This is a genomic window from Curtobacterium sp. MR_MD2014, assembly GCF_000772085.1.
Lineage (GTDB): Bacteria > Actinomycetota > Actinomycetes > Actinomycetales > Microbacteriaceae > Curtobacterium.
This window is the reverse complement of the sequence record NZ_CP009755.1, coordinates 1,755,197-1,781,846: the sequence shown is the minus strand read 5'-3', so window position 1 is coordinate 1,781,846 and position 26,650 is coordinate 1,755,197. Positions and strand designations below refer to the sequence as shown.

At 71.7% G+C, this 26,650-nt stretch carries 28 protein-coding genes; 18 read left to right on the top strand and 10 right to left on the bottom strand.

Annotated elements, in window-relative coordinates; all coding sequences use genetic code 11:
- Window positions 1-19: 19 nt before the first annotated feature.
- Window positions 20-955: a proteasome assembly chaperone family protein gene (locus tag NI26_RS08220; RefSeq protein ID WP_066654364.1), complete on the bottom strand. Its 936-nt coding sequence runs from the start codon at window positions 953-955 to the stop codon at window positions 20-22.
- A 159-nt stretch (window positions 956-1,114) separates the two neighbouring features.
- On the opposite strand from NI26_RS08220, the gene NI26_RS08215 reads away from it, so the two are divergent.
- The 9 genes from NI26_RS08215 (at window position 1,115) to NI26_RS08175 (ending at window position 11,589) form a co-directional block, all read left to right on the top strand.
- The gene (locus NI26_RS08215) at window positions 1,115-1,825 is read left to right on the top strand and encodes an HAD family hydrolase (RefSeq protein ID WP_235426331.1); all 711 of its coding nucleotides are present in this window, start codon (window positions 1,115-1,117) and stop codon (window positions 1,823-1,825) included.
- Entirely contained in the window at window positions 1,822-2,952 is a 1,131-nt protein-coding gene (locus NI26_RS08210; RefSeq protein WP_066654362.1) for a tRNA (adenine-N1)-methyltransferase, read from the top strand. Before NI26_RS08215 ends, NI26_RS08210 begins: the two co-directional genes overlap by 4 nt.
- 40 nt (window positions 2,953-2,992) lie before the next feature.
- The gene (locus NI26_RS08205) at window positions 2,993-3,919 is read left to right on the top strand and encodes an FKBP-type peptidyl-prolyl cis-trans isomerase (protein ID WP_066654360.1); all 927 of its coding nucleotides are present in this window, start codon (window positions 2,993-2,995) and stop codon (window positions 3,917-3,919) included.
- Between the two features lie 72 nt (window positions 3,920-3,991).
- Entirely contained in the window at window positions 3,992-5,080 is a 1,089-nt protein-coding gene (locus tag NI26_RS08200) for a helix-turn-helix transcriptional regulator (RefSeq protein WP_066654358.1), read from the top strand.
- Window positions 5,073-6,044: a helix-turn-helix transcriptional regulator gene (locus NI26_RS08195; protein WP_066654356.1), complete on the top strand. Its 972-nt coding sequence runs from the start codon at window positions 5,073-5,075 to the stop codon at window positions 6,042-6,044. Before NI26_RS08200 ends, NI26_RS08195 begins: the two co-directional genes overlap by 8 nt.
- 208 nt (window positions 6,045-6,252) lie before the next feature.
- The gene (gene tatC / locus NI26_RS08190; RefSeq protein ID WP_066654351.1) at window positions 6,253-7,005 is read left to right on the top strand and encodes a twin-arginine translocase subunit TatC; all 753 of its coding nucleotides are present in this window, start codon (window positions 6,253-6,255) and stop codon (window positions 7,003-7,005) included.
- Window positions 7,005-9,446, top strand: coding sequence for a DEAD/DEAH box helicase (locus tag NI26_RS08185; RefSeq protein ID WP_066654346.1), 2,442 nt, complete (start codon window positions 7,005-7,007; stop codon window positions 9,444-9,446). The genes tatC and NI26_RS08185 overlap by 1 nt, the downstream gene beginning before the upstream one ends.
- Window positions 9,447-9,457: 11 nt before the next feature.
- Entirely contained in the window at window positions 9,458-11,134 is a 1,677-nt protein-coding gene (gene lnt, locus NI26_RS08180) for an apolipoprotein N-acyltransferase (protein ID WP_235426330.1), read from the top strand.
- A gap of 104 nt (window positions 11,135-11,238) precedes the next feature.
- On the top strand, window positions 11,239-11,589 hold the full coding sequence (locus tag NI26_RS08175; protein ID WP_058727838.1) for an RNA polymerase-binding protein RbpA: 351 nt from the start codon (window positions 11,239-11,241) through the stop codon (window positions 11,587-11,589).
- 69 nt (window positions 11,590-11,658) lie between these two features.
- Here NI26_RS08175 and NI26_RS08170 read toward each other — a convergent pair whose 3' ends face one another.
- Window positions 11,659-12,813, bottom strand: coding sequence for an SPFH domain-containing protein (locus tag NI26_RS08170; RefSeq protein ID WP_066654344.1), 1,155 nt, complete (start codon window positions 12,811-12,813; stop codon window positions 11,659-11,661).
- Entirely contained in the window at window positions 12,810-13,280 is a 471-nt protein-coding gene (locus NI26_RS08165; RefSeq protein WP_066654342.1) for an NfeD family protein, read from the bottom strand. Before NI26_RS08165 ends, NI26_RS08170 begins: the two co-directional genes overlap by 4 nt.
- 188 nt (window positions 13,281-13,468) lie before the next feature.
- Between NI26_RS08165 and NI26_RS08160 the strand changes: the two genes are divergently transcribed.
- The 4 genes from NI26_RS08160 to NI26_RS16890 all read left to right on the top strand — a co-directional run bounded on the left by NI26_RS08160 (window position 13,469) and on the right by NI26_RS16890 (window position 15,436).
- Window positions 13,469-14,230, top strand: coding sequence for an SDR family oxidoreductase (locus tag NI26_RS08160; RefSeq protein ID WP_066654340.1), 762 nt, complete (start codon window positions 13,469-13,471; stop codon window positions 14,228-14,230).
- Between the two features lie 39 nt (window positions 14,231-14,269).
- On the top strand, window positions 14,270-14,725 hold the full coding sequence (locus NI26_RS08155; RefSeq protein ID WP_066654338.1) for an NUDIX hydrolase: 456 nt from the start codon (window positions 14,270-14,272) through the stop codon (window positions 14,723-14,725).
- Window positions 14,726-14,840: 115 nt separating this feature from the next.
- Window positions 14,841-15,152 (top strand): DUF4190 domain-containing protein, encoded by a 312-nt coding sequence (locus tag NI26_RS08150; protein WP_066654336.1) that lies wholly within the window; start codon window positions 14,841-14,843, stop codon window positions 15,150-15,152.
- Between the two features lie 119 nt (window positions 15,153-15,271).
- Window positions 15,272-15,436 (top strand): hypothetical protein, encoded by a 165-nt coding sequence (locus tag NI26_RS16890; protein ID WP_158407754.1) that lies wholly within the window; start codon window positions 15,272-15,274, stop codon window positions 15,434-15,436.
- A gap of 314 nt (window positions 15,437-15,750) precedes the next feature.
- Here the strand turns inward: NI26_RS16890 and NI26_RS08145 are convergent, their stop codons facing one another.
- The 3 genes from NI26_RS08145 to NI26_RS08135 all read right to left on the bottom strand — a co-directional run bounded on the left by NI26_RS08145 (window position 15,751) and on the right by NI26_RS08135 (window position 17,970).
- Entirely contained in the window at window positions 15,751-16,119 is a 369-nt protein-coding gene (locus NI26_RS08145; protein ID WP_066654334.1) for a cupin domain-containing protein, read from the bottom strand.
- A 65-nt stretch (window positions 16,120-16,184) separates the two neighbouring features.
- Window positions 16,185-17,216 (bottom strand): alcohol dehydrogenase catalytic domain-containing protein, encoded by a 1,032-nt coding sequence (locus NI26_RS08140; protein ID WP_066654332.1) that lies wholly within the window; start codon window positions 17,214-17,216, stop codon window positions 16,185-16,187.
- 73 nt (window positions 17,217-17,289) lie between these two features.
- A complete protein-coding gene (locus NI26_RS08135; RefSeq protein ID WP_066658234.1) occupies window positions 17,290-17,970 on the bottom strand; it encodes an SDR family NAD(P)-dependent oxidoreductase in 681 nt (226 codons plus the stop codon).
- A 320-nt stretch (window positions 17,971-18,290) separates the two neighbouring features.
- Here NI26_RS08135 and NI26_RS08130 point away from each other — a divergent pair, with 320 nt between their 5' ends.
- The gene (locus NI26_RS08130) at window positions 18,291-18,812 is read left to right on the top strand and encodes an MmyB family transcriptional regulator (RefSeq protein WP_235426329.1); all 522 of its coding nucleotides are present in this window, start codon (window positions 18,291-18,293) and stop codon (window positions 18,810-18,812) included.
- Between the two features lie 45 nt (window positions 18,813-18,857).
- Here NI26_RS08130 and dhaM read toward each other — a convergent pair whose 3' ends face one another.
- From dhaM to dhaK, 3 genes are read right to left on the bottom strand one after another with little or no spacing between them, the layout of a single operon-like run.
- Window positions 18,858-19,577: a dihydroxyacetone kinase phosphoryl donor subunit DhaM gene (gene dhaM / locus NI26_RS08125; protein ID WP_066654328.1), complete on the bottom strand. Its 720-nt coding sequence runs from the start codon at window positions 19,575-19,577 to the stop codon at window positions 18,858-18,860.
- Window positions 19,574-20,200: a dihydroxyacetone kinase subunit DhaL gene (dhaL, locus tag NI26_RS08120; RefSeq protein WP_066654325.1), complete on the bottom strand. Its 627-nt coding sequence runs from the start codon at window positions 20,198-20,200 to the stop codon at window positions 19,574-19,576. The genes dhaM and dhaL overlap by 4 nt, the downstream gene beginning before the upstream one ends.
- Window positions 20,201-20,231: 31 nt before the next feature.
- Window positions 20,232-21,233 carry a dihydroxyacetone kinase subunit DhaK gene (gene dhaK, locus NI26_RS08115; RefSeq protein WP_066654323.1) on the bottom strand — a complete coding sequence of 334 codons (1,002 nt, stop codon included), beginning with the start codon at window positions 21,231-21,233 and terminating at the stop codon, window positions 20,232-20,234.
- Between the two features lie 312 nt (window positions 21,234-21,545).
- Here dhaK and NI26_RS08110 point away from each other — a divergent pair, with 312 nt between their 5' ends.
- Both NI26_RS08110 and glpK read left to right on the top strand, forming a co-directional pair.
- The gene (locus NI26_RS08110; protein ID WP_066654321.1) at window positions 21,546-22,271 is read left to right on the top strand and encodes an MIP/aquaporin family protein; all 726 of its coding nucleotides are present in this window, start codon (window positions 21,546-21,548) and stop codon (window positions 22,269-22,271) included.
- A gap of 43 nt (window positions 22,272-22,314) precedes the next feature.
- Window positions 22,315-23,826, top strand: a complete 1,512-nt coding sequence (gene glpK, locus NI26_RS08105; protein ID WP_066654319.1) for a glycerol kinase GlpK — start codon at window positions 22,315-22,317, stop codon at window positions 23,824-23,826.
- Window positions 23,827-24,041: 215 nt separating this feature from the next.
- On the opposite strand, the gene trpD is transcribed toward glpK, so the two are convergent.
- Complete coding sequence (gene trpD, locus NI26_RS08100; protein WP_066654317.1) at window positions 24,042-25,097, bottom strand: anthranilate phosphoribosyltransferase; 1,056 nt, start codon at window positions 25,095-25,097, stop codon at window positions 24,042-24,044.
- Window positions 25,098-25,167: 70 nt separating this feature from the next.
- Here trpD and ctaE point away from each other — a divergent pair, with 70 nt between their 5' ends.
- Both ctaE and qcrC read left to right on the top strand, forming a co-directional pair.
- Window positions 25,168-25,806 (top strand): aa3-type cytochrome oxidase subunit III, encoded by a 639-nt coding sequence (gene ctaE / locus NI26_RS08095; RefSeq protein ID WP_058727853.1) that lies wholly within the window; start codon window positions 25,168-25,170, stop codon window positions 25,804-25,806.
- Between the two features lie 21 nt (window positions 25,807-25,827).
- On the top strand, window positions 25,828-26,631 hold the full coding sequence (qcrC, locus tag NI26_RS08090) for a cytochrome bc1 complex diheme cytochrome c subunit (RefSeq protein WP_066654316.1): 804 nt from the start codon (window positions 25,828-25,830) through the stop codon (window positions 26,629-26,631).
- Window positions 26,632-26,650 lie beyond the last annotated feature (19 nt).

Here is a 26,650-nt window from a genome sequence, read left to right as displayed (position 1 = left end):
GTCCGTCCCGTGGTCGCGACTACTGCTGCGGCGGCTGCGGGGGCCGCCACGGACCCTCGCCGCCGGCGGTGCCGCCGTCCTTGCCGTCCTTGCGCTCGCGTCGGCGGAGGTACTGCTCGAACTCCTGCGCGATCGCGTCCCCCGACGCCTCGGGGGAGTCGACCGTGTCGCGGGCCTGCTCGAGCTGGCCGATGTAGCTCGCCATGTCCTCGTCGTCGGCGGCGAGGGCGTCGATGCCCTCCTCCCACTCGGTGGCCTCGTCGAGCAGGCTGCCCCGCGGGACCGTGACGTCGGCGAGCTCCTCGATCTTGTCGAGGAGGGACAGGGTGGCCTTCGGCGACGGCGAGTTGTGCACGTAGTGGGGGACCGAGGCCCACAGGGAGAGCGTGGTGAGCCCCGCGGTGTCCATCGCGTCGGAGAGCACGCCGAGGATGCCGGTCGGTCCCTCGTACGTCGACCGGTCGACGTCGAACGCCGCACGGACACCGGCGTTCTCGCTCGACACGAACACCGAGATCGGTCGGGTGTGCGGGACGTCCGCCAGCATCGCGCCGACGAACACCACCGCGTCGATCGAGTACACGTCGGCGAGGTCGATGACCTCCGCACAGAACCCCCGCCAGGTCCGGGACGGCTCCGGCCCGACCAGGACGAACACGTCGCGCTCGGTCTCGGAGCCGGCCGCACCGATGACCGGACGACCCTCGGCGCCGGGCCCGTGCAGGACGATGCGGGGCCAGCGGATGGCTCGGGAACCGTCCTCGGCGGTGCCGACCTCCGGCCGGTTGAACTGGTAGTCGACGTACCGCTCGCCGTCGATCTCACGCAGCTCGTCGAGTTCCAGCGCGTCGACGATCCGGCGGGCGAGGCCGCTCGCAGCCTCGCCGGCGTCGTTCCAGCCCTCGAAGGCGACGACGAGCAGTCGGCCGTCGCTGAAGGGGGAGTGCTGTGGCACGGAGGGGCCTCCTGGTGGTGGAGCGGGGCGCGCACGGTGATCGCGCGCGGCCGGACACGGTCGATCACCCAGGATATGCCGGAGCCGCCCGCAGGCACCCCTCCGTCCGCCCCGAGCGGAACCGCGGCGCCGGTCGGTGCCCCGGTAGACTCGTCGCCCGTGACCGCCCAGCACCCCGAACGCGTCCTCCCCGCAGCCGTGCTGTGGGACATGGACGGCACGATCATCGACACCGAACCGATCTGGCAGCAGTCCCAGGTCGAGCTGACCGACCGGTACGGCGCCGAGTGGACCCACGAGGACGGCCTCTCCCTGGTCGGGAGCGGGCTCGAGCGGTCGGGTGAGATCCTCCGCGACCGGGGCGTCGACATGGAGGTCGAGGAGATCGTCCTGTGGATGACCGACTACGTGACGCAGCGCCTGCAGGGCGGTGAGCTCCCCTGGCGTCCCGGCGCCCGCGAACTCGTCGAGGAGCTGCACGACCGCGGCATCCCGACCGCGCTGGTGACGATGTCCCGCCGCACGATGGCGCTCGTCACCGCCGACGCCCTCGGGGCACGTGGCTTCCGCGTGGTCGTCGCCGGCGACGACGTCGACCGTCCGAAGCCCCACCCGGACGCCTACCTGGCCGCGGCGGCGCAGCTCGGGGTCGACCCCACCGCGTGCGTCGCGATCGAGGACTCGGCCACCGGGGTCGCCTCGGCCGTGGCCTCCGGCGCCGTCACCGTCGCGGTCGAGCACATCGTGCCGCTGTCCGAGATCTCCGGTGGCGACGTGCACCTGACGACGCTGGCGGACGTGGACGTCGACCGCCTCGTCGAACTGACCAGCCCGGCCCTCGCGGCCCGTACCGAGACGGCGAGCCGATGACCGAGCAGACCCAGCAGCCCTCGCAGGACGACGTCGTCGCCCTGCCGCACACCGCCGGTGGCGCCCCGCACACCCCGCCGCGCGGTCCGTTCCGCGCCGGTGACCGCGTGCAGCTCACCGGCCCGAAGGGCAAGCTCACGACGCTCTCGCTCGAGACCGCCGGCGAGTACCACACCCACCGCGGCGTGCTCCGGCACGACGACGTGATCGGGCAGCCCGACGGCTCCGTGATCCGGGCGAGCACCGGCGACGAGTACCTCGCGCTCCGGCCGCTCCTCAACGACTACGTGATGTCGATGCCCCGCGGCGCGGCCATCGTCTACCCGAAGGACGCCGCCCAGATCGTCGCCTTCGCGGACGTCTTCCCGGGCGCCCGGGTCGTCGAGGCCGGCGTCGGCTCGGGAGCACTCTCGCTCTTCCTGCTCCGGGCGATCGGCCCGACCGGCCGGCTGCAGTCGTTCGAGCGCCGCGAGGAGTTCGCCGCCATCGCGCGCGGCAACGTCGGCACGTTCCTCGGCGCCGTGCCGGACAACTGGTCGGTGACCGTCGGCGACCTCGTCGAGGAGCTCCCCGGCGCCACCGGACCGCAGAGCATCGACCGCGTGGTCCTCGACATGCTCGCGCCGTGGGAGTGCGTCGACGCCGCGGCGGACGCGCTCGTCCCCGGCGGGCTCGTCGTCTGCTACGTGGCGACCGTCACGCAGCTGTCCCGCACGGCCGAGGCGCTGCGGGACACCGGGCGCTTCACGGACCCGCAGTCGAGCGAGACCCTCGTGCGCACCTGGCACGTGGAGGGTCTCGCCGTCCGTCCGGACCACCGGATGGTCGGCCACACCGGGTTCCTCGTGACCGCCCGACGCCTCGCCGACGGCGTCGTGCTGCCGAACCTGAAGCGTCGTGCAGGCAAGGCCGAGTTCTCGGACGAGGACGTCGAGGCCTGGACCCCCGGCGCCGTCGGCGAGCGGTCCGCCAGCGACAAGAAGCTCCGGAAGGTCGCCCGTCAGGCAGCGGCCCAGGCCCGCAGGGTCGCCGCTGCCGAGGCCGGGACGGACGCGCAGGGGATCGCGCACGGCGGCGCCGAAGGCACCCCGGATGCCTCGCACGATGCCGCCGACGGCGACCGCTAGGCTACGCATGCCCGTCCAGCACCGAACGGAAAGAGGGTCCGTGCGCACCATCCCCGCACTCCTGGTCACCATCGGCCTCGCCGCGTCCCTGACGGGGTGCGCCGCCAGCGGGGCCGGTACGACCGCGTCCTCCTGCCCGGCTCCCGGTGCCGCGTCGGCAGCGGTGACGGCGTCCGGTGCGTTCGGCAAGGAGCCGAAGGTGTCGGTGCCGTCCGGGCTGACCACGACGGACACGCAGGTGTCGGTCCTGCGCTCCGGCGACGGCCGCCAGATCGAGGAGGGGACGCCGGTCCTCGTCGAGTACACCCTCGTCGACGGCAGCACCGGTCAGGTCGCGCAGACCAGCGGGTACTCCGGGCAGACCGCCCCGATCACCGCGGGCGCTGCGAACTACGGCCCCCTGGGCACCGCGCTCGAGTGCGCCCACGTGGGCGACCGGCTCGCCGTCGCCCTGCCGAAGAGCGAGCTGAGCGGGAGCGCGACCGCCGGATCCGGCACGTCGCGCAAGGCCGAGGACGCCGTGATCGCGGTCATGGACGTCAAGCAGGCCTTCGACGCCCGGGCGACCGGCACGCCGCAGCTCGCCGGCGACGGCATGCCCGCCGTCGTCCTCGCGCCGTCGGGTGCGCCCGGCATCACGATCCCGTCGTGGAGCGCCCCGAAGGACGACGCGCTGCACCTGCTCCGCAAGGGGTCCGGGGCGGAGCTCACCGCGAAGGACACCGCGGTCATCAAGTACACGGCCGTCTCGTGGGCCGGCAACAACGGCGACTCGTCCGTCGTCGGCTCGAGCTGGACCGACGGATCGGGCGCACAGGCGATCCCGCTCGCGAAGGGCCAGGTCATCGACGGCGTGCGGAACGCCGTCCTCGGCCACCGTGTCGGGGACCAGGTCCTGGCGATCGTGCACCAGCAGGACGGCACCACCGCGTACGTCATCGACGTGCTCGGGAAGATGCCCGCCTGACCCTCGACGGTCCGTCCACCGACCGCGCGCGGGTGCACTCCGGTGCACCCGCGCTGCCGTAGGATCGGGCTCGTGCCAGCCACCCGAGCCCCCCGCGTCCCCGCCGAGGAGCGGCTCTTCAGCCTGGTGCTCGCGCTGCTCTCGACCGAGGCCGGGCTGACCAAGGCGGAGATCCTGGCCAACGTGCAGGGCTACCGGCAGCGGTACACGTCCGGTGGGGACAACGCGTCGCTCGAGCGGCAGTTCGAGCGCGACAAGGACGACGTCCGCGACCTCGGCATCCCGCTCGAGACGATCGAGACGCCCGGTGCCGCCGGCAACAACCAGACGCTCCGGTACCGCATCCCGAAGGGCGAGTACGACCTGCCGCTCGACGTCCGCTTCACCCCGGACGAGTCCGCGCTGCTGTCGCTCGCGGCGATGGCCTGGCGCGAGGGCGCACTGTCCACCGACTCACGACGGGCGCTGCTGAAGGTCCGGTCCGCCGGTGCCGACGACGGAGGGACGGCCACGGCGCAGGGCGTCGCCGGCATGGCCGCCTACTCGCCCCGGCTCCGCGCCCGTGACACCGCGTTCGAGCCCCTGCGTTCAGCGCTCGACCGTGGCGCTGCCGTGCGCTTCGACTACATCACGCCGGGCGAGCACGCGCCCCGCCGACGTGACCTCGCACCGCTCGCGCTCGTGCAGCACGGCGGTCGCTGGATGCTCGCAGCGCACGAGTTCTCCACCGGCGGCACGAAGAACTACCTGCTCTCGCGGATCGTCGGGCCGGTCAGCGTGCACCAGGTCGGGCAGCACCCCGCTCCCGCCGGCGCCGCCGAGCGTGCCCTGACCGAGCTGGACCGGGTGTGGGCCGAACGGACGGCGCGGATCGCGGTCGTGCCCGGTTCCGATGCCGAGCGCCGGCTCCAGCGTCGACGCGGCACCGAGGTCGACGACGACGGCGTGCTCGTCGTGCACCACGTCGACCCGCAGATCCTCGCCGAGGAACTGGCGGCCTTCGGTCCCGAGGTCCGGGTGCTCGAGCCCGCCGCGGTCCGCGAGCTCGTGGTCGCCCGCCTGCGCGCCCTCGTCGCCGACCACGCGGAGGCCGGCCGAGCCGACGCAGACCAGACCACCGACGCCGACCAGACCGCCGACGCCGGAGGTACCCGTGCCTGACCAGCAACCGCTCCAGGCACAGGACAAGCTCGCGTTCCTGCTCGTCCTCGTGCCGTACCTCATCGACCACGAGCGCGTGTCCGTGGCCGAGGCCGCACGGCACTTCGGCGTCCCCGAGCAGCGCATCCGCCGTGCGGTCGAGCTCATCGCGGTGTCCGGGGTGCCCGGCGAGACGATGCAGTACCAGCACGGTGACCTGTTCGACATCGCCTGGGACGACTTCGAGCAGAACGACATGATCGTGCTGACGAACCTCGTGGCGATCGACGACTCGCCCCGGCTGTCGGCGCGTGAGGCCTCGGCCCTGATCGCCGGCCTGCAGTACCTGTCCGCGCTGCCCGAGGCCGCCGACCGGGACGCGATCCGGTCCCTCATGGCGAAGCTCTCCCGCGGTGCCGGGGGAGCGGCGTCGAACGTCGCGGTCGGTCAGGACCTGCACGACGCGGCGCTCGCCACCATCCGCCGTGCCGTCGCCGACGGTCGTGGTCTGGCGTTCGAGTACGCCGGGCCGCGCACCCGCGGCGGGACCCGCCGTGTCGACCCGCTCCGCGTCGAGTCGATCGACACCGACTGGTACCTGCGTGCCTGGGACCTCGACCGGCAGGCGCTCCGGACCTTCCGGCTCGACCGGATGACGAGCGTGCGCGTGGACGACCGCCCGGCCGAGAAGACCATCGGCGACGTCGTGATCCCGGACACGCTCTTCCAGCAGTCCGGCGGCGACGTCATCGTCACGGTGGAGCTCGACTGCTCGGCGCTGCCCCTCGTCGCGGACTTCCTGGCGGACACCGCCGACGCCGAGGACGCAGACGGCCGCGTCCGCATCCGGCTCGCGGCATCGAACGGCTTCGACGGGGTCGTCCGGCTGGTGGCCGGCCTGCCGGGCCGCGCGGTCGTCCTCGACCCGCCGGCGGCCCGTGCCGCCGTCCGCGCGTTCGCCGAAGCAGCCCTGGCCGCCGAGTAGCGCGCGCACCGCGCCCGCCGCGCACCCTGACGGACGGGAGGCACGGGGCGGGCCCGACGTGCGCCTCCCGTCCGGTCGTCCGCCTGTGGGTCCGCCGCCGACGGCCCGACTGTCGGCCCCGGTCCCGTAGGATCGGGCCATGGCTTCGACGACCGCGAGCGGGCGAGCGAGGCGACCAGGCCGTCCGGAGAAGGACACCGAGGGTCGCATGTCGCTCGGGCAGCACCTGATCGAGCTGCGGAACCGTCTCTTCAAGGCCGTCGTCGCGGTCGCGCTCTGCGCGGTCGGCGGGTGGTTCCTCACCCCGTTCGTGCTCGATGCCCTGCGGCAGCCGGTCACCCAGCTGGCCGAGGTCGGCGGCCACACGGCCGAGCTGAACTTCCCCCAGATCACCGGCGCGTTCGACCTGCGACTGCAGATCGCGATCACGATCGGTGTCGTCATCTCGAGCCCCGTCTGGCTCTACCAGGTCTGGGCGTTCATCGTCCCGGCGTTGGTGCGGCGCGAGAAGCAGTACGTGTTCGGGTTCCTGGGCACCGCGATCCCGCTGTTCTTCGCGGGCTGCTGGTTCGGCTGGTACGTCCTGCCGCACATCGTCGGGATCCTGGGCAGCTTCGTGTCGGCGCAGGACACGTCGATCGTCGACGCCAAGGCGTACTACGACTTCGTCATCAAGCTCATCGTCGCCGTGGGCATCGCGTTCGTGCTGCCGGTGTTCCTCGTGCTGCTGAACTTCGTCGGGGTGCTGTCGGCCAGCTCGATCATCAGGTCGTGGCGCGTCGCGATCGTGTGCATCCTGGTGTTCTGCGCGATCGTGACCCCGTCGGCCGACGTCATCTCGATGTTCCTGCTGGCGATCCCGATGACGGTGCTCTACGCAGCAGCGTGTCTCGTGACCTGGCTCCACGACCGCAGGCTGGCGAAGCAGCAGGCGAAGCTCGACGAGGAGTACGCACGCTGATGACCGCCGGACCCACTGCCGCCGAGCGCTACCAGGCGGCGAAGGTCCGGAACCGCTCGCGCAACCTCGAGCTGTTCCGTTCCGACCTGCGCTTCGACCTCGACCCGTTCCAGGTCGCCGGCTGCGACGCACTCGACCAGGGCCGGAGCGTCCTCGTCGCCGCACCGACCGGTGCCGGCAAGACGATCGTCGCCGAGTTCGCGATCTGGCTCGCCATGCGGCAGCCGACCGCGAAGGTCTTCTACACGACGCCGATGAAGGCGCTGAGCAACCAGAAGTACAACGAGCTCGTGGCCGACTACGGCGAGTCCGAGGTCGGGCTCCTCACCGGCGACACGAACGTCAACCCGCGGGCCCGTGTCGTCGTGATGACGACCGAGGTGCTCCGCAACATGATCTACGCGGACTCCGACCTGCTCGACGACCTGGCGTGGGTCGTCCTCGACGAGGTCCACTACCTGGCGGACCGGTTCCGGGGAGCGGTGTGGGAAGAGGTGATCCTGCACCTGCCGACCGAGGTCCGGCTCGTCTCCCTCAGCGCGACGGTGTCCAACGCCGAGGAGTTCGGCGACTGGCTGCAGACCGTCCGCGGCGACACCGACGTCATCGTGTCCGAGGACCGGCCGGTCCCGCTCGAGCAGCACGTGCTCGTCGGCTCGAAGATGGTCGACCTGTTCGACTCGAGCGGTGCGGCGGCCACGAACCGGGTGAACCCGGAGCTGCTCCGACTCGTCGGCGGCGCCTCGCGCAGCGAGCGGCACGGCGGCGGCCACCGTGGTCGTCGCGGACGCGGCGGCTACCCCGAGCGCCGGGGCCCTCGTACCGAGAAGATGTACCGCGAGCAGATCGCGAAGGTGCTCGACGAGCGGATGCTCCTGCCGGCGATCTTCTTCGTGTTCAGCCGCAACGGCTGCGACCAGGGCGTCCGTCAGGTCCTCCGGTCCGGCATCTCGCTGACGACCGCCGACGAGCGCAACGAGATCCGCGAGACGGCCGAGTACCACTGCCGGACCCTGCTCGACGAGGACCTCGCGGTGCTCGGCTACTGGGAGTGGCTCGAGGGCCTCGAGCGCGGTGTGGCCGCACACCACGCCGGCCTGCTGCCCGCGTTCAAGGAGGTCGTCGAGGACCTCTTCCAGCGCAAGCTCCTCAAGGTCGTGTTCGCGACCGAGACCCTGGCGCTCGGCGTGAACATGCCGGCCCGCACGGTCGTGCTCGAGAAGCTCGAGAAGTTCAACGGCGAGGCCCGGGTGCCGATCACGCCGGGGGAGTACACGCAGCTCACCGGTCGCGCCGGACGCCGTGGCATCGACGTCGAGGGCCACTCGGTCATCCAGTGGTCGGACGGCCTCGACCCGCAGGCCGTCGCGTCGCTGGCGAGCCGTCGCACCTACCCGCTCAACTCGTCGTTCAAGCCCACGTACAACATGGCCGTGAACCTCATCGAGCAGTTCGGTCGGCAGCGGACGCGCGAGGTCCTCGAGACCTCGTTCGCGCAGTTCCAGGCGGACCGTTCCGTCGTCGACCTCGCACGTAAGGTCCGGTCGCAGCAGGAGTCCCTCGACGGCTACCAGCGCGCGATGCAGTGCCACCTCGGCGACTTCACCGAGTACGCCGCGCTCCGCCGTCGCCTGTCGGACCTCGAGCGCACGAACGTCCCCGGCGGTCGCGAGGCCTCGCACGGCGCCCGGCAGGAGCGCCAGGCGGCGATCACCGAGGTCCGTCGGCAGATGCAGCGCCACCCCTGCCACGCGTGCCCGGACCGCGAGGCGCACGCCCGCTGGGCCGAGCGCTGGTACAAGCTCAAGCGCGCCAACGACAAGCTCGTCCAGCAGATCCGCTCCCGCACGGGCGCCGTCGCGACGACGTTCGACCGGGTCACCGACGTGCTCCTGCAGCTCGGCTACCTGGTCGCCACCGGGGACGACGAAGCGACCGTCGCCGCGGGCGGACGTCGCCTGCAGCGGATCTACGGTGAGCGCGACCTGCTCGTGGCCGAGTGCCTCGAGGCCGGCGTCTGGAAGGAACTGACCCCGGCGCAGCTCGCCGCCATGGCCGCCACCATCGTGTACCAGCCCCGGCGCGAGGACGCCCCGGGGACCGAGCACGCCCTGCCCCGGGGAGCCTTCCGGCCGGCGCTCGACGAGACGCTGACCATCTGGGCGCGGCTCGACGACATCGAGCGCGACGCGCGGCTCGCTGGTTCGCAGCCGCCGACCCCGGCGATGTCGGTCGGCATGTTCCGCTGGGCGTCCGGCTCCGCGCTCGACGACGTGCTCCGGACCCTGGACATGCCCGCGGGCGACTTCGTGCGCTGGTCGAAGCAGGTCATCGACCTGCTGGACCAGGTCAGGAACGCCGGCGACGAGGAGCTCGCCCAGACCGCGCGACGGGCGACGGACGCGGTGCGCCGCGGCATCGTCGCCTACGCGACGGTCTGACGGGAGGCCCGGTGCACGTCCCCGACGCGGCCACGCGCCCGCAGACCGGCGGTTCCACCGCGGGACGCCGCGTCGTCCGCGCCGACTCGCGGGCGTCGACGGTGTCCCGTGTCAGGTCCGGGGTCCTGCAGGACGGGCGGCGCGACGAGTTCGCCGCGCTGCCGCTGCGCCTCGCGTTCCCGCTCGCGGTCGTCGGCGGCCTGCTCTTCGCCCTGTCGTTCCCGTCCCCGGGCTGGTGGTTCCTCGCCTACCCGGCGATGGCCTGCATGCTGCTCGCCGCGATGGGGCAGCGCGCCCGACGTGCAGCCTGGCTCGGGTACGTGGCCGGCGCGGCCTTCTGGCTGCCCGCGATCTCCTGGGCCGGGCGGTACCTCGGGCCGGTCCCGTGGCTGGCGCTCGCGCTGTTCGAGGCCGCGTACTTCGCCCTCGGCAGCGTGGCGATCGCCCTCGCGTACCGCTGGGTCGCGCGCGTCCTGCCGTCGACCGCCTGGCGGGTGTGGGGCCTCCCGGCCGTCGTCGCCGGACTCTGGACCGGACGCGAGTGGTTCTCCGGCAGCTGGCCGTACGAAGGCTTCGCGTGGGGGCGCGTCGGGCTGTCCCAGTCACAGGGACCCTTCACGCACCTCGCGGCGTACGTGGGCGTGCTCGGCGTGACGTTCCTCGTCGTCTACTGCGTCGCGGTCGTGCTGTCGCTCGCGCTCGTCGTGCCTCGCACACCCGGCTCGGGCGTCGCCGCGTCCACGCGCGTCGCCACCGCCGGGCTCCTGGTCGCCGTGGTCCTGGCCGTGCCCGCCTGGCCCACCCGCGTCGACGGCAGCATCCGTGTCGAGGCCGTGCAGGGCAACGGTCCGGCCGGGTACTTCGACCGCGCCCAGCCGGGCGAGGTCCTGGCCGCGCAGGTCGCCGCGACCGACGTCGAGGCGCGCGGTGTCGACCTGGTCGTCTGGCCCGAGGCTGCCGCCGAGGCCGACCCGCGGCGCTTCCCGGCCGTCGCAGGCGCCCTCGACTCCGTGGTCGACACGGTCGGGGCGCCGATGGTCGCCGGGGCGATCACGCAGACACCGTCCGGCGTCCTGCACAACACGTCGTTCGTGTGGACCGCCGACGGCTGGCAGTCGTCCTACGACAAGAAACGTCCGGTCCCCTTCGGCGAGTACGTGCCCGACCGCTGGTTCTTCTCGAAGCTCGCGCCGTCGCTCATCGGGCTGCTGCAGCGCGACTACACGCCGGGCACCAGGCCGAACGTGCTCGACGTCGCCGGCATCAGGGCGGGGATCGCGGTCTGCTTCGACATCGTCGACGACGGACTCACGTCCGACATGGCTCGCGGGGGAGCGCAGGTCATCCTCGCGCAGACGAACAACGCCGACTTCTCCGGGACCGACGAGAACCTGCAGCAGCTCGAGATCGCCCGGCTCCGGGCGGTCGAGACCGGTCGCTCGCTCGTCAACATCTCGACGGTCGGTGCGTCCCAGGTCATCGATCCGTCGGGGCGGACCATCGACCGCGTCCCCGAGTACACGGCGACCTCGATGGTCACGGACGTGCCGCTCGGCACCGGGACGACCCCCGCCACGATCGTCTCCGGGTCGGTCACCCTCCTGGTGTCGCTCGGGGCCCTCCTCGCCCTGCTCGCGTGCGCACCGTGGGGCCGTCGATCGACACGGTCGCTCCGCCGCGATTCCTGAACACCGCCACCTCCCACTGGGAACGCTCTGTGAATGCGCCCAGTCGGGATGCATCCCGCGTGGGACAGTGTTGAGGAGGGCAGACGAGCGAGAGGAGCACACACATGGCTGATCGGAGTCTCCGCGGGATGCGGCTCGGGAGCCAGAGTCTCCAGAGCGAGGAGGGCGTCGAGCTCTCCGACCGGAAGCGCGCGGTCTACCAGACCGAGTCGGGGGAGACGTTCGACGTCGTCTTCTCCGCCGAGGCGGACGTACCGCAGACGTGGTCGGAACCCCGGACGGGGCGCGAAGGACGGCTGCTCGGCGACGACGGGATCCCCGTCGAGGTCGCTGCCGAGGACGTCAAGGCGCCGAGGACCCACTGGGACATGCTGCTCGAGCGTCGCTCGCGCGAGGAACTCGAGGAGCTCCTGGAGGAGCGTCTCGCGTTCCTGCGTGCACGTCGCGGCGCCTGAGCACCACCCCCGACACGACGACGCCCGCCCCGGGAGATCCGGGGCGGGCGTCGTCGTGTGCGGGGAGACCTACGGCTGGCGGTCGTCCCCGAGCGCGGTCTGCGAGGCCTCGTCGGCCGCGGCGAGGCGCGCGTCGACACTGCGGTTCGACTCCTCGAGCCGCTCGTCGAGCGCCGCGTCCGGGACGATGTCGGCCGCGGTGGCGTCCGGTCGGGGGTTCGCCGCCGCCGCGCCGTCCGCGGTCGCGGTGTTCGCCAGGCTCTCGTTCGCGAGCTTCGAGATGCGCGACAGGAAGTCCGTGCCCCCACCGGCCCCCGCGACCGGACCGCTGCCGGTCCGCCCGCCGGTGAAGCCCTTGGCGATGCCGGACAGCGCCTCGGTGAACTCGCTCGGGATCATCCAGAGCTTGTTCGCCGTGCCCTCGGCGATCTTCGGCAGGGTCTGCAGGTACTGGTAGGACAACAGCTTGTCGTCCGGGTCACCGGTGTGGATCGCGTCGAAGACGGTCGCGATGGCCTGCGCCTCACCCTCGGCGCGGAGCACCTGGGCCTTCGCGTCACCCTCGGCGGCGAGGATCGCGGCCTGCCGTTGGCCCTCGGCCTCGAGGATCGCCGACTGCTTGGTGCCCTCGGCCTGCAGGATCGCGGCTCGACGGCTCCGTTCGGCGCGGAGCTGCTGCTCCATGGCGTCCTGGATCGACACGGGCGGCTCGATCGCCTTGAGCTCGACACGACCGACCCGGATGCCCCACTTGCCGGTCGCCTCGTCGAGGACGACCCGGAGCTGGCCGTTGATGTTGTCGCGGCTGGTCAGCGCCTCTTCGAGGTTGAGGCCACCCACGACGTTGCGGAGCGTCGTGGTGGTGAGCTGCTCGACCGCACCCAGGTAGTTCGCGATCTCGTAGGTGGCGGCGCGTGCGTCGGTCACCTGGAAGTAGACGACGGTGTCGATCGAGACCACCAGGTTGTCCTCGGTGATCACCGGCTGCGGCGGGAAGGACACGACCTGCTCGCGCATGTCGATGAGCGGGCGGAGCCGGTCGATGAACGGCACCAGGATGTTGAGTCCGGGGCTGAGCGTCTTGTGGTACTTGCCGAGTCGTTCGACGATCCCGGCCGTCGCCTGGGGCACGATCCGGATCGCGCGGGACAGGACGACGATCACGAAGATCACGACGACGAGGACGAGGACGATCAGGGCGATCGTCCCGGCTGAGATGGTCACGAGGTGGCCCTTTCTCCGAGGCGGACGACCGCGGTCGACCCCTCGATGGACTCGACGACCACGGGGGTGCCGAGCGGTGGTGTGCGGTCGGGGGAGCCTGCGGCGAGCCGGGCGCTCCAGGTCTCGCCGTTCGCGAGACGGACCTGCCCGGGGGACGACGACGTGAAGGCCACCGCGACGGTGCCGCGCAGGCCGATCAGCCCCTCGATGTTGGTGCGGTGCGGGTCGGCGTTCCGGCCGAGCGCCACGAGCAGCCGGGGGCGGACGAGCGAGAGCAGCACGAGTGCGACGACGGCCGCGATGATCGCGGAGAGCCACCACGGCGCGCCGACCAGCGCTGCGATCAGACCCCCGGCCGCGCCCGCGGCGAGCATCAGGAAGATGAAGTCGAGCGTGAAGATCTCGACCACGCCCAGCAGCAGTGTCAGTCCGATCCAGACGACGGTCTGGATCCAGTCGATGTTCACGCGATCTCCCTCCCTTGCATCGCGCGCTCCGGCGTGCAGCGTCGCGACGGCCGGTCCAACTCCGTTCAACATATCAAGTCACGCTCGGGTCCGCGCGGGTGCGGCCGACGCTCGCCCGGCGCGGGCCGCGTGGTTGGTAGGCTCGTCGGCGGCCGACCGGCCACAGCAGCGACCTGGAGAACACGCCCGTGACGAACCCCCTCGCCCCCGGATCCCTCGCCGACAAGCGCGCCCTCGTCACGGGGTCGTCGCGCGGTATCGGCGCCGACACCGTCGGCTACCTGGCCGAGGCCGGCGCGAAGGTCGTCGTGAACTACCGCAACAAGGCCCGGCGCGCCGAGCAGATCGTCGAGAAGGTCGTCGCTGCCGGCGGTTCCGCGATCGCCGTGGCTGCCGACCTGACCGACCACGACTCCGTCCAGGCGATGGTCGACCGCGTCGTGGCCGAGTGGGGCGGGATCGACCTGCTCGTGCTCAACGCCTCCGGCGGCATGGAGGCCGACCTGGGGGAGGACTACGCACTCCGCCTGAACCGCGACGCACAGGTCGACATGCTGCAGACCGCCGTGCCGCACATGCCGGCCGGCTCGCGTGTCGTCTTCGTGACGAGCCACCAGGCCCACTTCGTCGAGACCGCCGAGACGATGGACGAGTACGTCCCCGTCGCCAAGAGCAAGCGCGCCGGCGAACTCGCCCTGCGCGAGCTCATCCCGCAGCTCGAGGCCACCGGCATCGAGTTCGTGACCGTCTCCGGCGACATGATCGAGGGCACCATCACGGCGACGCTGCTCAACCGCCTGAACCCCGGTGCGATCGAGGGTCGGCGCCAGGAGGTCGGGAAGCTCTACAGCGTGTCCGAGTTCGCGGCCGAGATCGCCCTGGCCGCCGTCGAGCCGATCCCGGCCGACCACACGAAGCTCGTCGGTGACACGAGCGGCTTCACGGCCTGACACGGGGCGGGGCACGGCGCGACGGGTAGCCTCGGGCGGATGACAGCGAAGCCCGGCCTCCGTCTGACCTCCCGCATCCTCCTGCTCGACCCGGACGGCCGCGTGTTCCTCATGGACACGCGGTCGCCGTCGTCCGACCACGCGCACCGGTGGATCACCCCCGGTGGCGGCGTGGACCCGGGGGAGTCGCACCGCGACGCCGCCGTCCGCGAGCTCCGTGAGGAGACCGGCGTCGTCGTCGACGATCCGGGCGACCCCGTGTGGAGCTGGGACTTCACGGTCGAGTGGGACCTGGCCGACCACGACCGTGGCCACAGCGAGTTCTACGTCGTCCGGACGCCAGGGTTCGAGCTGTCCGATGCCGAGTGGACCGACGACGAGCGCGTCGACATCCTCGCTTCGCGGTGGTGGACCGCCGAGGAGCTCGACGCCACCGACGAGCCCTTCGAGCCGGTGGAGCTCCCGGACCTGGTCCGGCAGCACCGTGCCGTCTGATCCGGCAGCACCAGGTGCGTACAGCTGATGTGAACGCACTTCGCAGGAAGCGCCTACCGTGTGCGCTGACGGCCGCACGCAACCCGTGCCAGCGGCCCTGACACGAGGAGCTCCCATGTCCACGAACGGTTTCCCGCCGGCACCGAACACGCCCGGCGCGGCACCCGCGACGAACGGCGGCAACGGCCTCGCCATCGGGTCGCTGGTGCTCGGCATCGTCGCCGTCGTCTTCGGCTTCCTGTTCTCGATCATCGGTCTGATCGCCGGCATCGTCGGCCTGATCCTCGGCTTCGTCGCGCGTCGCCGGGGCCTGAACCGCGGCATGGTCCTCGCCGGCATCGTCCTGAGCGTCATCGGCATCGTCATCGCGATCATCTTCATGATCTTCGGCGCCGTGCTGGCGACGCAGATGCTGCAGAACCAGTAGCACCACCGGACGGGAGGCGCGTGGCGGCACCGCCACGCGCCTCCCGTCCGTCTGTCCGGTCACCGTCGACGACCGCACCGCCCGGACCGACACAGGCCGTGCCGAGTAGCGTCCCCGCCATGACGTACAGCCAGCCGGACCCCGCAGAAGAGACCACCCAGGCCGAGCAGCCGGAGCAGCCGGACACCGACCGTTCCGAGGTCGAGGAGGACGGCAGCGAGCAGGCCGCCCTCGAGATCGACGCCGACGACGTGCCCACCGGCGACGAGACGCCCGAGCACTGACGACCCGGCCGTCGCCGCCGACCGCGCAGGTCGGCCGGACCCGCAACGCCACCGCGGATCCGGCCACGATGCGCCGCCGGTCACGACGCCCAGGTCGCACGACATGCCGTTCACGTTGATCGTGAGCGGCATGTCGTGCACCCACGGCGGACAAACGGCGGCGCGTCGTGCGACGAGAACGGTCCGTGGACGCGAGTTCACCGGCTGCATAGCTGTTCAGCGCTGAGCGCCGATAATGCATATTATGTCAACTCAGGTGACTCGAGACGGGCGGACTCCCGTCTGTGCGGCTCCCCTGATCGCCCCGCCCTGCGTCAGGGCGCAGGTCTCGGCGTGACCAGCGGGCAGTCGTCGACCTGCGCCGCGACGAACACGAGCACCAGTTCCTCGTCGGACACGTTCGTCGCCTCGTGGTCGACGAAGGGTGCCTCGACGAGCACCTGACCGGGTTCGTGGTACTGCACGACGTCGGCCGTCCGGTGTCGCAGTCGCCCCCGGGCGACGATCCCCGTCTGCCAGGCGTCGTGCCGGTGCCACCCCGTCGACGCCCCCGGTGGGATCCGCGCCACGAAGGAGCGGACGACTCCGTCCGCCCGGTCGACGCGCGGTGGCACCGTCAGCCGACAGTCGTCGATCACTGCGAGCTCCGCGAGCTCGACGCCCGTTCCGCTTCCCCACGTCATGTCCGCAGTATGTCAGATGACACACCGGCTGTCCGCAGGTCGCGGACGACCGGGACGGCGGCGTCTCAGAACACCGCCACGGTCATCCCCGACCCGGTCGCCGGCCGGTCCATCGCCTCGAGCGCATCGGGCAGGTCGCCGAACCCGATCGTCCGTCCGATCGACTCGGCGGGACGGAGCCGACCGGCGACCACGTCGTCGAGCATCGCGGCGTACTCCCCCACTGCGATCCCGTGACTCCCGAGCAGCTCGAGCTCGTCGGCGATGACCCTGCCCATCGGGATGACCGGCACGGCCTCGTCGTCGAGCAACAGGCCGACCTGCACGTGCCGACCGCGCGGACGGAGCGAGCCCACCGCGGCGAGCGAGGTCGCCCGGCTGCCGTAGGCGTCCACCGACACGTGCGCGCCCCCTCCGGTCACACCGTGCACCGTCGCCGCCACGTCCTCGCCCATCGGCAGCGTGGTCGCGCCGAGTGCCGCCGCCCGCTCGAGCGCTGCCGGCGAGACGTCGACGGCGACCACGCGTGCGCCCGCTGCCACGGCGACCAGCACGGTGGACAGTCCGACACCGCCGCAGCCGAAGACGGCGACCCACTCCCCTGCGGCGACCCGACCCCGTGCGTGCAGCGCGTGGTACGCGGTGCCGAACCGGCAGCCGAGCCCCGCCGCCTCGGCGAAGCCGACCTCGTCGGGCAGCGCCACGAGGTTCACGTCGGCGTGCGGCACCACCACCGCCTCGGCGTACGAGCCCGGCAGCGTGAACCCGGGCTGCTGCTGCCGGGTGCACACCTGCGTGGCCCCGTCGCGGCACTGCTCGCACGTACCGCAGGCGAAGACGAACGGCGCGGTCACCCGGTCGCCGACGGCGAAGCCGGTGACGTCGTCGCCGACGGCCGACACGGTCCCCGAGAACTCGTGGCCCGGCACGTGCGGCAACGACACCGAGTCGTCGTGGCCCTTCCACGCGTGCCAGTCGCTCCGGCACACCCCGGTCGCACGGACGGTGACGACGACGCCGTCGACGGGTGCCTCCGGCGTCGGGAGCTCGACGATGACGGGCATGGAACCGAAGCGGTCGTACCGGACTGCGCGCATGCCGTCATCCTGGCAGACCGACCGACGGCAGGCGCGTGGCGGACCCGCCACGTGCCTCCCGTCCGCCGCCCGGTCAGTACTCGATGCGGCCGGTCCGGTCGTGGAACTCCCCCGTCGGTCCGTCCGGGCCGACCTGCGCGAGCGCCACCGTCGCGTCCGTGCCCTCCGTGACGGTCTGGTGCCCGCCGAAGCCGTTGAACGCGGTCGCGGTGTAGCCGGGGTCGGTCGCGTTCACGCGGAACCCGGGCAGGTTCTTCGCGTACTGCACCGTCGCGGCGATGAGCGCCGCCTTCGACGCCGCGTACGGCACGGCGGGGACCGGGTGCTCGTCGCGACCGGGCGTGATGAGCCAGCGCGCGAAGCCGACGCCGGACGCGACGTTGACGATCACCGGGTTCGACGAGCGACGCAGCAGCGGCAGGGCCGCCTGCGTCACCCGGACGACCCCGACGACGTTCGTGTCGAGCACGTCGGCCATCGCGTCCGCGTCGAGGTCGTCGACGCCGAACGCGGTCCCGAGCACCCCCGCGTTGTTCACGAGCACGTCGAGTTCCGGCAGTGACGCGAGCGCGGCGTCGACGCTCGCCTGCTCGGTGACGTCGAGCGCCACGACGTGCGCGCCGAGGGCGCGCGCCTCGTCCCCGGAGGCGGGGTCACGCATGCCGGCGTACACGGTGTGCCCGGCCTCGACGAGTCGGCGTGCGGTCTCGAGGCCGAGCGAACGGTTGGCCCCGGTGATGAGTGTGGTGGTCATGCCGTCCACGATGCCCGCGTCGCCGTCGGGTTCCCAGGCACCGGTCGACGGTGGGACCGGCAGTACCAGGACCGCCTGCCCGAACCGGGTGATGATGGTCGCATGAGCGAGTTCGCGGAGGTGTTGCGCGCCTGGCGTGACCGGGTGCGTCCGGCCGAGGTCGGACTGCCGGCGGGGCCGGGCCGGCGCACCGCCGGGCTCCACTCGCGACCGCGCTCCGGCTCACCGAGGCCGAACGCGACCACCTGTTCCGGGTCGCGGGCGCCGCGGTGCCCTCGCGGGGCGAGGTCCCCCGCCACGTCCCGCCCGGCGTGCACCGCATGCTCGACCGGCTCGGGGACGTCCCGCTGGCCGTGTTCACGGCGGCGCACGACATCGTGCTGTGGAACGACCTCTGGGCCACGGTCTCCGGCGACCCCGGGCGCTGGACGGGCCTCGAGGCGAACCTCGTGTGGCGGCACTTCACGCAGGGGCACGACGGCGTCGAGTGGGACGACCCCCACCAGGAGGACTTCTCGAGCGACCTGGTCGCCGACCTCCGCTCCGCCCTGGGCCGGTACCCGGCGGATCGGCGTCTCGCGGAGCTGGTGGCACGGCTGCGCCGTGCGTCCCCGGAGTTCGAGCGGCGCTGGCACGGTGGGCGCATCGCCGAGCACCGGACCGGTCGCAAGGTCGTGCACACCCCGGTCGGCCCGGTGGAGATCGACTGCGACGTGCTCAGCGTGCCGGGCAGCGACCTGCGGATCGTGGTCTACACGGCGGTGCCCGGCAGCGAGGACGCCGCGAAGCTGGACCTGCTCCGGGTCACCGGGCTGCAGGAGTTCGTGACACCCGGACGCTGAGCACCTCCGCCGCGCCCGCCCCCTCGGCGCGCGCGGCGGCGCTCGTCACTCGCCGAAGCCGGAGCGGACGAGCGCGACGAGCGTGTCCACGGCCTCCTGCGCGTCGGGTCCGACCGCTTCGATCGTCACGCTCGCACCCTGCGGCAGCGCGAGCGCCATGATCGCGAGGAGGCTCTTCGCGTCGACGCCGTTCACGCGGACACGGGACTCGTGCTTCGCCGCGGTCTTCACGAACTCGGCCGCCGGACGGGCGTGGAGCCCGCTCTCGTTGACCAGCTCGACGGTCTCGGTGACCGCCCCGTCGCTCGGATCCGCGTCGTCGACGGGTGTCGTGCCTCCCGGCCGGTCCCCCGTCGGGTCGGAGGCGCTCTCGTCGTCGTCCGCGGACCGTGCGGCCGATGACGCAGCGGCCAGGACGGCGTCGACGTCGCCGCCGGTCTGCGCGGCGACCGCCGCGGCCACCGTGCCCTCGACCAGCGGGGCCTGCGAGACGTGCACCCGGTCGCGGTCGGCCTCGTCGAGGAAGTCCAGTGCGGTGTCGGTGGTCAGGTAGGCGGAGCCGAGGTCGCAGAGCACGACGACGGCGTCCGCCGGCGCGAGCTCCTGGATGCCGTCGGCGATCGCCTCGAAGGACGTCCCGATGCCGCCGTCGTCCGTGCCGCCGGCGGCCACCATCGGGACGTCCGCGGCCATCTGGCGGGCGAGCTCGACGGTGCCGGTCGCGATCGCCGCGCTGTGCGAGACGACCAGGATCCCGACGGTCACGCGGCGTCCACCGCTGCGCGCAGGATGTACGCCGTCGACTGCGCACCGGGGTCGCGGTGTCCGATCGCCCGCTCCCCGAGGTAGCTGGCGCGGCCCTTGCGGGCGACGAGGGGGTCGGTCGACTCGGCGCCGGTCACGGCGGCGTCGGCGGCGGCCTCGAGCACGCGCTCCGGCCCGTCGCCGGCCGCCGCAGCGGCGGTCGCGGCGTCGACGGCCGCAGACCACGCGTCGACCATCGTCTTGTCGCCGACCTCGGCCTTGCCACGGGAGACGACACCGTCGCGTGCGGCGGTGAGCACGGCCACGAGCGTGTCGGCGTCGAGCTCGGTCGCGTCGCCGGCCGCCTGGGCGGCCTTCAGGTAGGCGGTCCCGAAGAGCGGACCGGCGGCACCGCCCACCGTCGAGATGAGCTTCGTCGCGACGGCCTTGAAGACCGCGCCGGGGGTGTCGAAGGAGCCGCCGTCGACGGTCTCGAGCACGGCGCGGAACCCGCGGTCGAGGTTCTCCCCGTGGTCGCCGTCGCCGATCTCACGGTCGAGCGTGACGAGCTCGGCGCGGTGGTCGTCGATCGTCGCGGCGGTGCGGCGCACCCAGTCGATGGCCCATGCGGTGTCGAGCGCCAATTCGTGTTCCTTCCTGGATGGTGGACGGTGGTCAGCGACCCCAGCGCAGCGCCGGGGTCTCCACCGGGGCGTCCCAGAGTGCCGTGAGCTCCTCGTCGAGCACCGTGACGGTGATCGAGAAGCCCGGCATCTCGAGGGACGTGACGTAGTCGCCGACCACGCTACGCGCGACGTGGTGGCCACGGTCCGTGAGGACCTCGGCGGCGCGCCGGTAGACGATGTAGAGCTCGGACAGCGGGGTCCCGCCCATCCCGTTCACGAGGAGCAGCAGCTGCGAGCCTGCAGGCGCGTCGAGGTCGGCGAGCACCGGTTCGAGCACGCGGTCGACGAGCTGGTCGGCCGGAGCCATCGGGATGCGCTCGCGGCCGGGCTCGCCGTGGATGCCGATCCCGAGCTCGACCTCGTCGTCCGCGAGCGTGAAGGACGGCTCCCCCGCGTGCGGGACGGTGCCGGAGCCCAGGGCCAGGCCCATCGACCGAGTGACCTCGTTGACGCGGCGGGCGACCGCCGCGACGGCGTCGAGGTCGTCGCCGCGCTCGGCTGCGGCGCCGGCGCACTTCTCGACCACGACGGTGCCGGCCACGCCGCGGCGTCCTGCCGTGTAGAGCGAGTCCTGCACGGCGACGTCGTCGTCGACGACGACGGACTCGACGCGGATGTCCTCCAGCTCGGCCAGCTCCGCCGCGGTCTCGAAGTTGAGGACGTCGCCGGTGTAGTTCTTCACGATGTGGAGCACGCCCGCTCCCCCGTCCACCGCCTTCGTCGCGGCGACGATGGGGTCCGGGGTCGGACTGGTGAAGACCGGCCCCGGCACGGCTGCGTCGAGCATGCCGTGGCCGATGAACCCGGCGTGGAGCGGCTCGTGCCCGCTGCCGCCGCCGCTCACGATGCCGACCTTGCCGCGGACGGGGGCGTCGGCGCGGTGCAGGTGGATCGGGTCCTCGACCAGGACGACGTGCCCCTCGTGCGCCCGGGCGAACCCACGGACGGTCTCGGTCACGACGTCGTGCGGATCGTTGATGAGCTTCTTCATGACGGACCTCCACGAGGACGGGGGTCGACCGCGGGCGGATCCACACCGCCGTCGTCGACCGGAGTGCGTTCACCCTACAGCGACCGCCCGTTCGTCTCCGGTGCACGTTCGTGCAGGACCATGCTCGCGGGGCCCCGGTGCGGGATGCCGGACCGCACACCGCTCGTGCACGTTCGTGCAGTTTCGCGAACTCGACTCGTTGCGCGATCGCGTCGCGACGATCCGGCTCACTATGCTCGGCCCCAATCACTCGACGGGGAGTGCCGGACGCAGCAGCCACCGGACCCCCACCACTCGCACTGGAGGTCACCGATGGACGGCATCGGCGTCAATTTCATGTCAGAGCTCGTCGGCACGGCGTTGCTCATCATCCTCGGTGGCGGTGTCGTCGCCGCCGTGTCCCTCACGAAGTCCAAGGGCTTCGGCGCCGGCTTCCTCATGGTCACGATCGGTTGGGGCTTCGCGGTCTTCGCCGGCGTCACTGTGTCGTACAGCTCCGGTGGTCAGCTCAACCCCGCCGTGAGCCTCGGCCTCGCCCTGCTGGGCAAGATCACCGTCGGCGAGATGTTCCTCTACTGGATCGCCCAGCTCATCGGCGCGATCATCGGTGCCGTCATCGTGTGGCTCGCCTACAAGCAGCACTTCGACGAGGAGCCCGACGCCGCCGCCAAGCTCGGCGTGTTCTCCACCGGCCCAGCCATCCGCAGCTACGGCTGGAACGTCGTCACCGAGATCATCGGCACCTTCGTGCTCGTCTTCGTCGTGCTCGCCTTCACCAACGGTCAGACGCCGGCCGCGCTCGGCGCGGTCCCGGTCGCCTTCCTCGTGATCGCGATCGGCGTCTCCCTCGGTGGCCCCACCGGCTACGCGATCAACCCCGCCCGTGACCTCGGCCCGCGCATCGCCCACGCGATCCTGCCGATCAAGGGCAAGGGCTCGAGCGACTGGTCCTACGCCTGGGTCCCGGTCGTCGGCCCGCTCGTCGGTGGTGCCCTCGCCGCCGGTGCCTCGACCTTCCTGCTCCCCGTCGTCTCCTGACGACCACCCGTCCACCACACCGAACGCAACCCAAGGAGAACCCATGGCCGACTACATCGTCGCCATCGACCAGGGCACGACCTCGACGCGCGCCATCGTCTTCGACCACTCCGGCTCGATCAAGTCGGTCGGCCAGAAGGAGCACGAGCAGATCTTCCCGCGTGCCGGTTGGGTCGAGCACGACCCGGCGGAGATCTGGGACAACACCCGTGAGGTCATCGGCCAGGCCCTGTCCCGCGCCGACATCACCCGCCACGACGTCGCGGCGGTCGGCATCACCAACCAGCGCGAGACCGCCGTGGTCTGGGACAAGAACACCGGCAAGGCCGTCTACAACGCCATCGTCTGGCAGGACACCCGCACGCAGTCGATCGTCGACGAGCTCGCCGACGGTGACACCGACCGCTACAAGGCGATCGTCGGCCTGCCCCTCGCCACGTACTTCGCCGGCACCAAGATCGCCTGGATCCTCGACAACGTCGAGGGTGCGCGCGAGAAGGCCGAGGCGGGCGACCTGCTCTTCGGCACCACCGACACCTGGGTCCTCTGGAACCTGACGGGTGGCACCGACGGCGGCGTCCACAAGACCGACGTCACGAACGCGTCCCGCACGCTGTTCATGGACCTCGAGACGCTCCAGTGGCGCGACGACATCCTGGCCGACTTCGGGGTGCCGAAGTCGATGCTCCCGGAGATCGTCAGCTCCTCCGAGGTCTACGGCCACGTCGAGTCCTCGAGCCTGCTGCGCGAGGTCCCGATCGCCGGCATCCTCGGCGACCAGCAGGCCGCGACCTTCGGTCAGGCCGCGTTCGACCAGGGCGAGTCGAAGAACACCTACGGCACCGGAAACTTCCTCATCTTCAACACGGGCACGGAGATCGTCCGGTCGGAGAACGGGCTGCTCACCACGGTCGGCTACAAGCTCGGCGACCAGGAGACGCACTACGCCCTCGAGGGGTCGATCGCCGTCACGGGCTCGCTCATCCAGTGGCTCCGCGACAACCTCGGCATCATCGGCAGCGCCCCGGAGGTCGAGGCCCTCGCCAAGACCGTCGAGGACAACGGCGGCGTGTACTTCGTCCCGGCGTTCTCGGGCCTGTTCGCGCCGTACTGGCGACCGGATGCCCGCGGTGCCCTGGTCGGCCTGACCCGCTACGTCAACAAGGGGCACATCGCCCGTGCCGCCCTCGAGGCGACGGCGCTGCAGACCCGCGAGGTCCTCGACGCCGTCAACGCGGACTCCGGCGTGGACCTGACCGAGCTCAAGGTCGACGGTGGCATGACGGCCAACGACGCGCTCATGCAGTTCCAGGCGGACATCCTCAACGTGCCGGTCGTCCGTCCGGTCGTCGCGGAGACCACCGCCCTCGGAGCCGCGTACGCCGCCGGTCTGGCCGTCGGGTTCTGGGCGAACCTCGACGAGCTCCGCGCCAACTGGCAGGAGGACCGGCGCTGGGAACCGCAGCTCGACGACGCCGAGCGCGACCGCCAGCTCCGCCTGTGGAAGAAGGCCGTCACGAAGACCTTCGACTGGGTCGACGAGGACGTGCGCTGACGCGCTGACGAGGTGACCGCCTGGAGGCGCGGTGCCGGTCCGACGGGCCGGTGCCGCGCCTCCAGGCCGTTGCGGTGGTGCGTCCGGAGCGGGACCCTCGTGTCCGTCTGCTCGCCACGGGACGCCGCCCGCACGACGAGACGCCCCCGGATCCGGGGGCGTCTCGTCGTCTCCGGTGCGGCTCGCGCCGACGCCGGCGTCCCGCGCGGGGCTGCTCAGGCCGCCGGCGCGGCGCCGACCCAGTCGGCGAGCTTCCGCGCGGCGGCGCCGGAGTCGACGGCCTCGGCTGCGACGGCGAGCTGCTCGCGGAAGCGCTGCAGGATCGGTCGGTCCGCCTGCTCGGGGTCCTCGGCGAGGCGGAAGGACACCAGGCCGGCGGCGGCGTTGAGCAGCACGATGTCGCGGACCGGACCGGTCTCCCCCGCGAGCACGCGGTGCACGACGGCGGCGTTGTGCTCCGGGTCGCCGCCGAGCAGGTCCTCGGTGCGCGCGCGGGCGATCCCGAGGTCGCGCGGGTCGAGGTCGTGCTCGGTGACGCGGCCGCCCGTGACCTCCCAGATGTGGGAGTGGCCCGTCGTGGTCAGCTCGTCGAGGCCGTCGTCGCCGCGGAACACGAGCGCCGTCGCGCCACGGGTCTGGAAGACGCCCGTGATGATCGGGACGAGCTCGAGCTGTGCGACGCCCACGGCGTTCGCCTCGCACCGTGCCGGGTTCACCAGCGGGCCGAGGAAGTTGAAGACCGTCGGCACCCCGATCTCGCGCCGCACCGGTGCCGCGTGCGCGAAGCCGGGGTGGAACGCGCTCGCGAACGCGAACGTCAGACCGACACGCCGGAAGGTGTCCGCGACACGCGCGGCGTCCATCGTGAGGTCGAGTCCGAGCGCGGCGAGCACGTCGCTCGAGCCGGACTTCGACGAGCTCGCGCGGTTGCCGTGCTTGACGACCGGCACGCCCGCGGCCGCGATGACGATCGCGGCCATCGTCGAGACGTTGACGGTGCCGACGACGTCGCCGCCGGTGCCCACGATGTCGAGCGCCATCGGGTCGACGTCCAGCGGGACGGCGGCGTCGAGGATGGCGTCGCGGAAGCCCACGACCTCGTCGACGGTCTCCCCCTTGGCGCGGAGCGCGACCGCGAAGGCCGCGATCTGTGCGGCGGTCGCACGTCCCTGGACGATCTCCTCCATGGCCCACGTGGACTGCCTGATCGAGAGGTCCTCGTGCGCCATGAGCGCGCTGATCACTGCAGGCCAGGAGAGTGCGTGGGACATGGCTCGATCGTACTGAGTTCGAACGACCCGCCAGTGTCCTGCGAAAACACTGTCAGTGGTTTCGGCCATAATGGAGGACGTGACTAGCACCCCTCTCTCCAGATCCGCCAGCGGTCCGGTCCTGAACAGGCCGAACGCCGTTGCCGTGGGGACGATCGTGTGGCTGGGCAGCGAGGTCATGTTCTTCGCCGGCCTGTTCGCGATCTACTTCACCCTGCGCAGCACCTCGCCCGAGCTCTGGGCGACCGAGACCGCCAAGCTCGAGGTGCCGTTCGCCTCGGTGAACACGATCATCCTGGTGCTGTCCAGCTTCGCCTGCCAGTTCGCGGTGTTCGCCGCGGAGCGCTTCCAGGTGCACCGCACGAGCTGGAACCCGAAGGACTGGGGCATGACGGAGTGGTTCTTCGTCACGTACTGCATGGGCGCGATCTTCGTCTGCGGCCAGATCTTCGAGTACGCGAACCTCTGGCACGAGGGCGTGACGCTCTCGTCGAGCGCCTACGGCTCCGCGTTCTACATGACCACCGGCTTCCACGGCCTGCACGTCACGGGTGGTCTCATCGCCTTCCTCCTGACCCTCGGCCGCGGCTTCGCCGCCAAGAACTTCGGGCACAAGGAGGCGACCACCGCGATCGTCGTGTCGTACTACTGGCACTTCGTCGACGTGGTCTGGATCGGCCTCTTCGCTGTCATCTACCTTCTCAAGTAGGAACTGGACACCCCCCACCGCATGTTCACCAGAAGCAAGTCCAAGAAGGGCCGCCGTTCCCCGATGGCGACCGTCTCGCTCATCGTCGTCGGTCTCATGACCACCGGCGGTGCGTACGCGCTGTTCAGCTCGACGGCCAACGCCGACGACAGCACCACCTCCGCGGTGTCCAGCCAGTCCAAGGTCAACGAGGGCGAGAAGCTCTTCGCCTCGAACTGCGCCACCTGCCACGGTCTCGACGCGCAGGGCACCGGCGAGGGTCCGTCCCTCATCGGTGTCGGCGCCGCGTCGGTCGACTTCCAGGTCGGGACCGGTCGCATGCCGATGGCCGCGCAGGGCCCCCAGGCCGAGGAGAAGCCCGCCCAGTTCACGGACGAGCAGATCGACGCCATGGGCGCCTACGTCGCGTCGCTCGGCCCCGGCCCGTCGATCCCCTCCTCCGAGCTCACGAACGGTGGCGGCGACGCTGCCGAGGGTGCCGAGCTCTTCCGCATCAACTGCGCGATGTGCCACAACGTGGCCGGTGCCGGTGGTGCGCTGACCGAGGGCAAGTACGCCCCGAACCTGCAGTCGGTCTCCGGCAAGCACATCTACGAGGCCATGGTCACGGGCCCGCAGAACATGCCGGTCTTCAACGACCTCAACCTGACGCCGGAGCAGAAGGCCGACATCATCACGTACCTCAAGTACGTGCAGGACAACAAGTCGCCGGGCGGGTTCGCCCTCGGCTCCCTCGGCCCGGTGGCAGAGGGTCTGTTCATCTGGATCTTCGGACTCGGCGCGGTCGTCGCGATGACCGTCTGGCTGACCGCGAAGTCCAACTGATCGTCCGTGTCGAACGACA

Excerpts from the sequence above, each read along its gene's own strand:
- NI26_RS08140 (WP_066654332.1), bottom strand. The coding sequence starts at position 17,216 with ATGCGCGCAGTCCGGTACGACCGCTTCGGTTCCATGCCCGTCATCGTC.
- NI26_RS08145 (WP_066654334.1), bottom strand. The coding sequence starts at position 16,119 with ATGACGTGGGGAAGCGGAACGGGCGTCGAGCTCGCGGAGCTCGCAGTG.
- NI26_RS08185 (WP_066654346.1), top strand. The coding sequence starts at position 7,005 with ATGACCGCCGGACCCACTGCCGCCGAGCGCTACCAGGCGGCGAAGGTC.
- tatC (WP_066654351.1), top strand. The coding sequence starts at position 6,253 with ATGTCGCTCGGGCAGCACCTGATCGAGCTGCGGAACCGTCTCTTCAAG.
- NI26_RS08155 (WP_066654338.1), top strand. The coding sequence starts at position 14,270 with ATGACAGCGAAGCCCGGCCTCCGTCTGACCTCCCGCATCCTCCTGCTC.
- NI26_RS08135 (WP_066658234.1), bottom strand. The coding sequence starts at position 17,970 with ATGACCACCACACTCATCACCGGGGCCAACCGTTCGCTCGGCCTCGAG.
- glpK (WP_066654319.1), top strand. The coding sequence starts at position 22,315 with ATGGCCGACTACATCGTCGCCATCGACCAGGGCACGACCTCGACGCGC.
- NI26_RS08150 (WP_066654336.1), top strand. The coding sequence starts at position 14,841 with ATGTCCACGAACGGTTTCCCGCCGGCACCGAACACGCCCGGCGCGGCA.
- NI26_RS08175 (WP_058727838.1), top strand. The coding sequence starts at position 11,239 with ATGGCTGATCGGAGTCTCCGCGGGATGCGGCTCGGGAGCCAGAGTCTC.
- NI26_RS08210 (WP_066654362.1), top strand. The coding sequence starts at position 1,822 with ATGACCGAGCAGACCCAGCAGCCCTCGCAGGACGACGTCGTCGCCCTG.
- NI26_RS08110 (WP_066654321.1), top strand. The coding sequence starts at position 21,546 with ATGGACGGCATCGGCGTCAATTTCATGTCAGAGCTCGTCGGCACGGCG.
- qcrC (WP_066654316.1), top strand. The coding sequence starts at position 25,828 with ATGTTCACCAGAAGCAAGTCCAAGAAGGGCCGCCGTTCCCCGATGGCG.
- NI26_RS08130 (WP_235426329.1), top strand. The coding sequence starts at position 18,291 with ATGCTCGACCGGCTCGGGGACGTCCCGCTGGCCGTGTTCACGGCGGCG.
- NI26_RS16890 (WP_158407754.1), top strand. The coding sequence starts at position 15,272 with ATGACGTACAGCCAGCCGGACCCCGCAGAAGAGACCACCCAGGCCGAG.
- dhaK (WP_066654323.1), bottom strand. The coding sequence starts at position 21,233 with ATGAAGAAGCTCATCAACGATCCGCACGACGTCGTGACCGAGACCGTC.
- ctaE (WP_058727853.1), top strand. The coding sequence starts at position 25,168 with ATGGAGGACGTGACTAGCACCCCTCTCTCCAGATCCGCCAGCGGTCCG.
- trpD (WP_066654317.1), bottom strand. The coding sequence starts at position 25,097 with ATGTCCCACGCACTCTCCTGGCCTGCAGTGATCAGCGCGCTCATGGCG.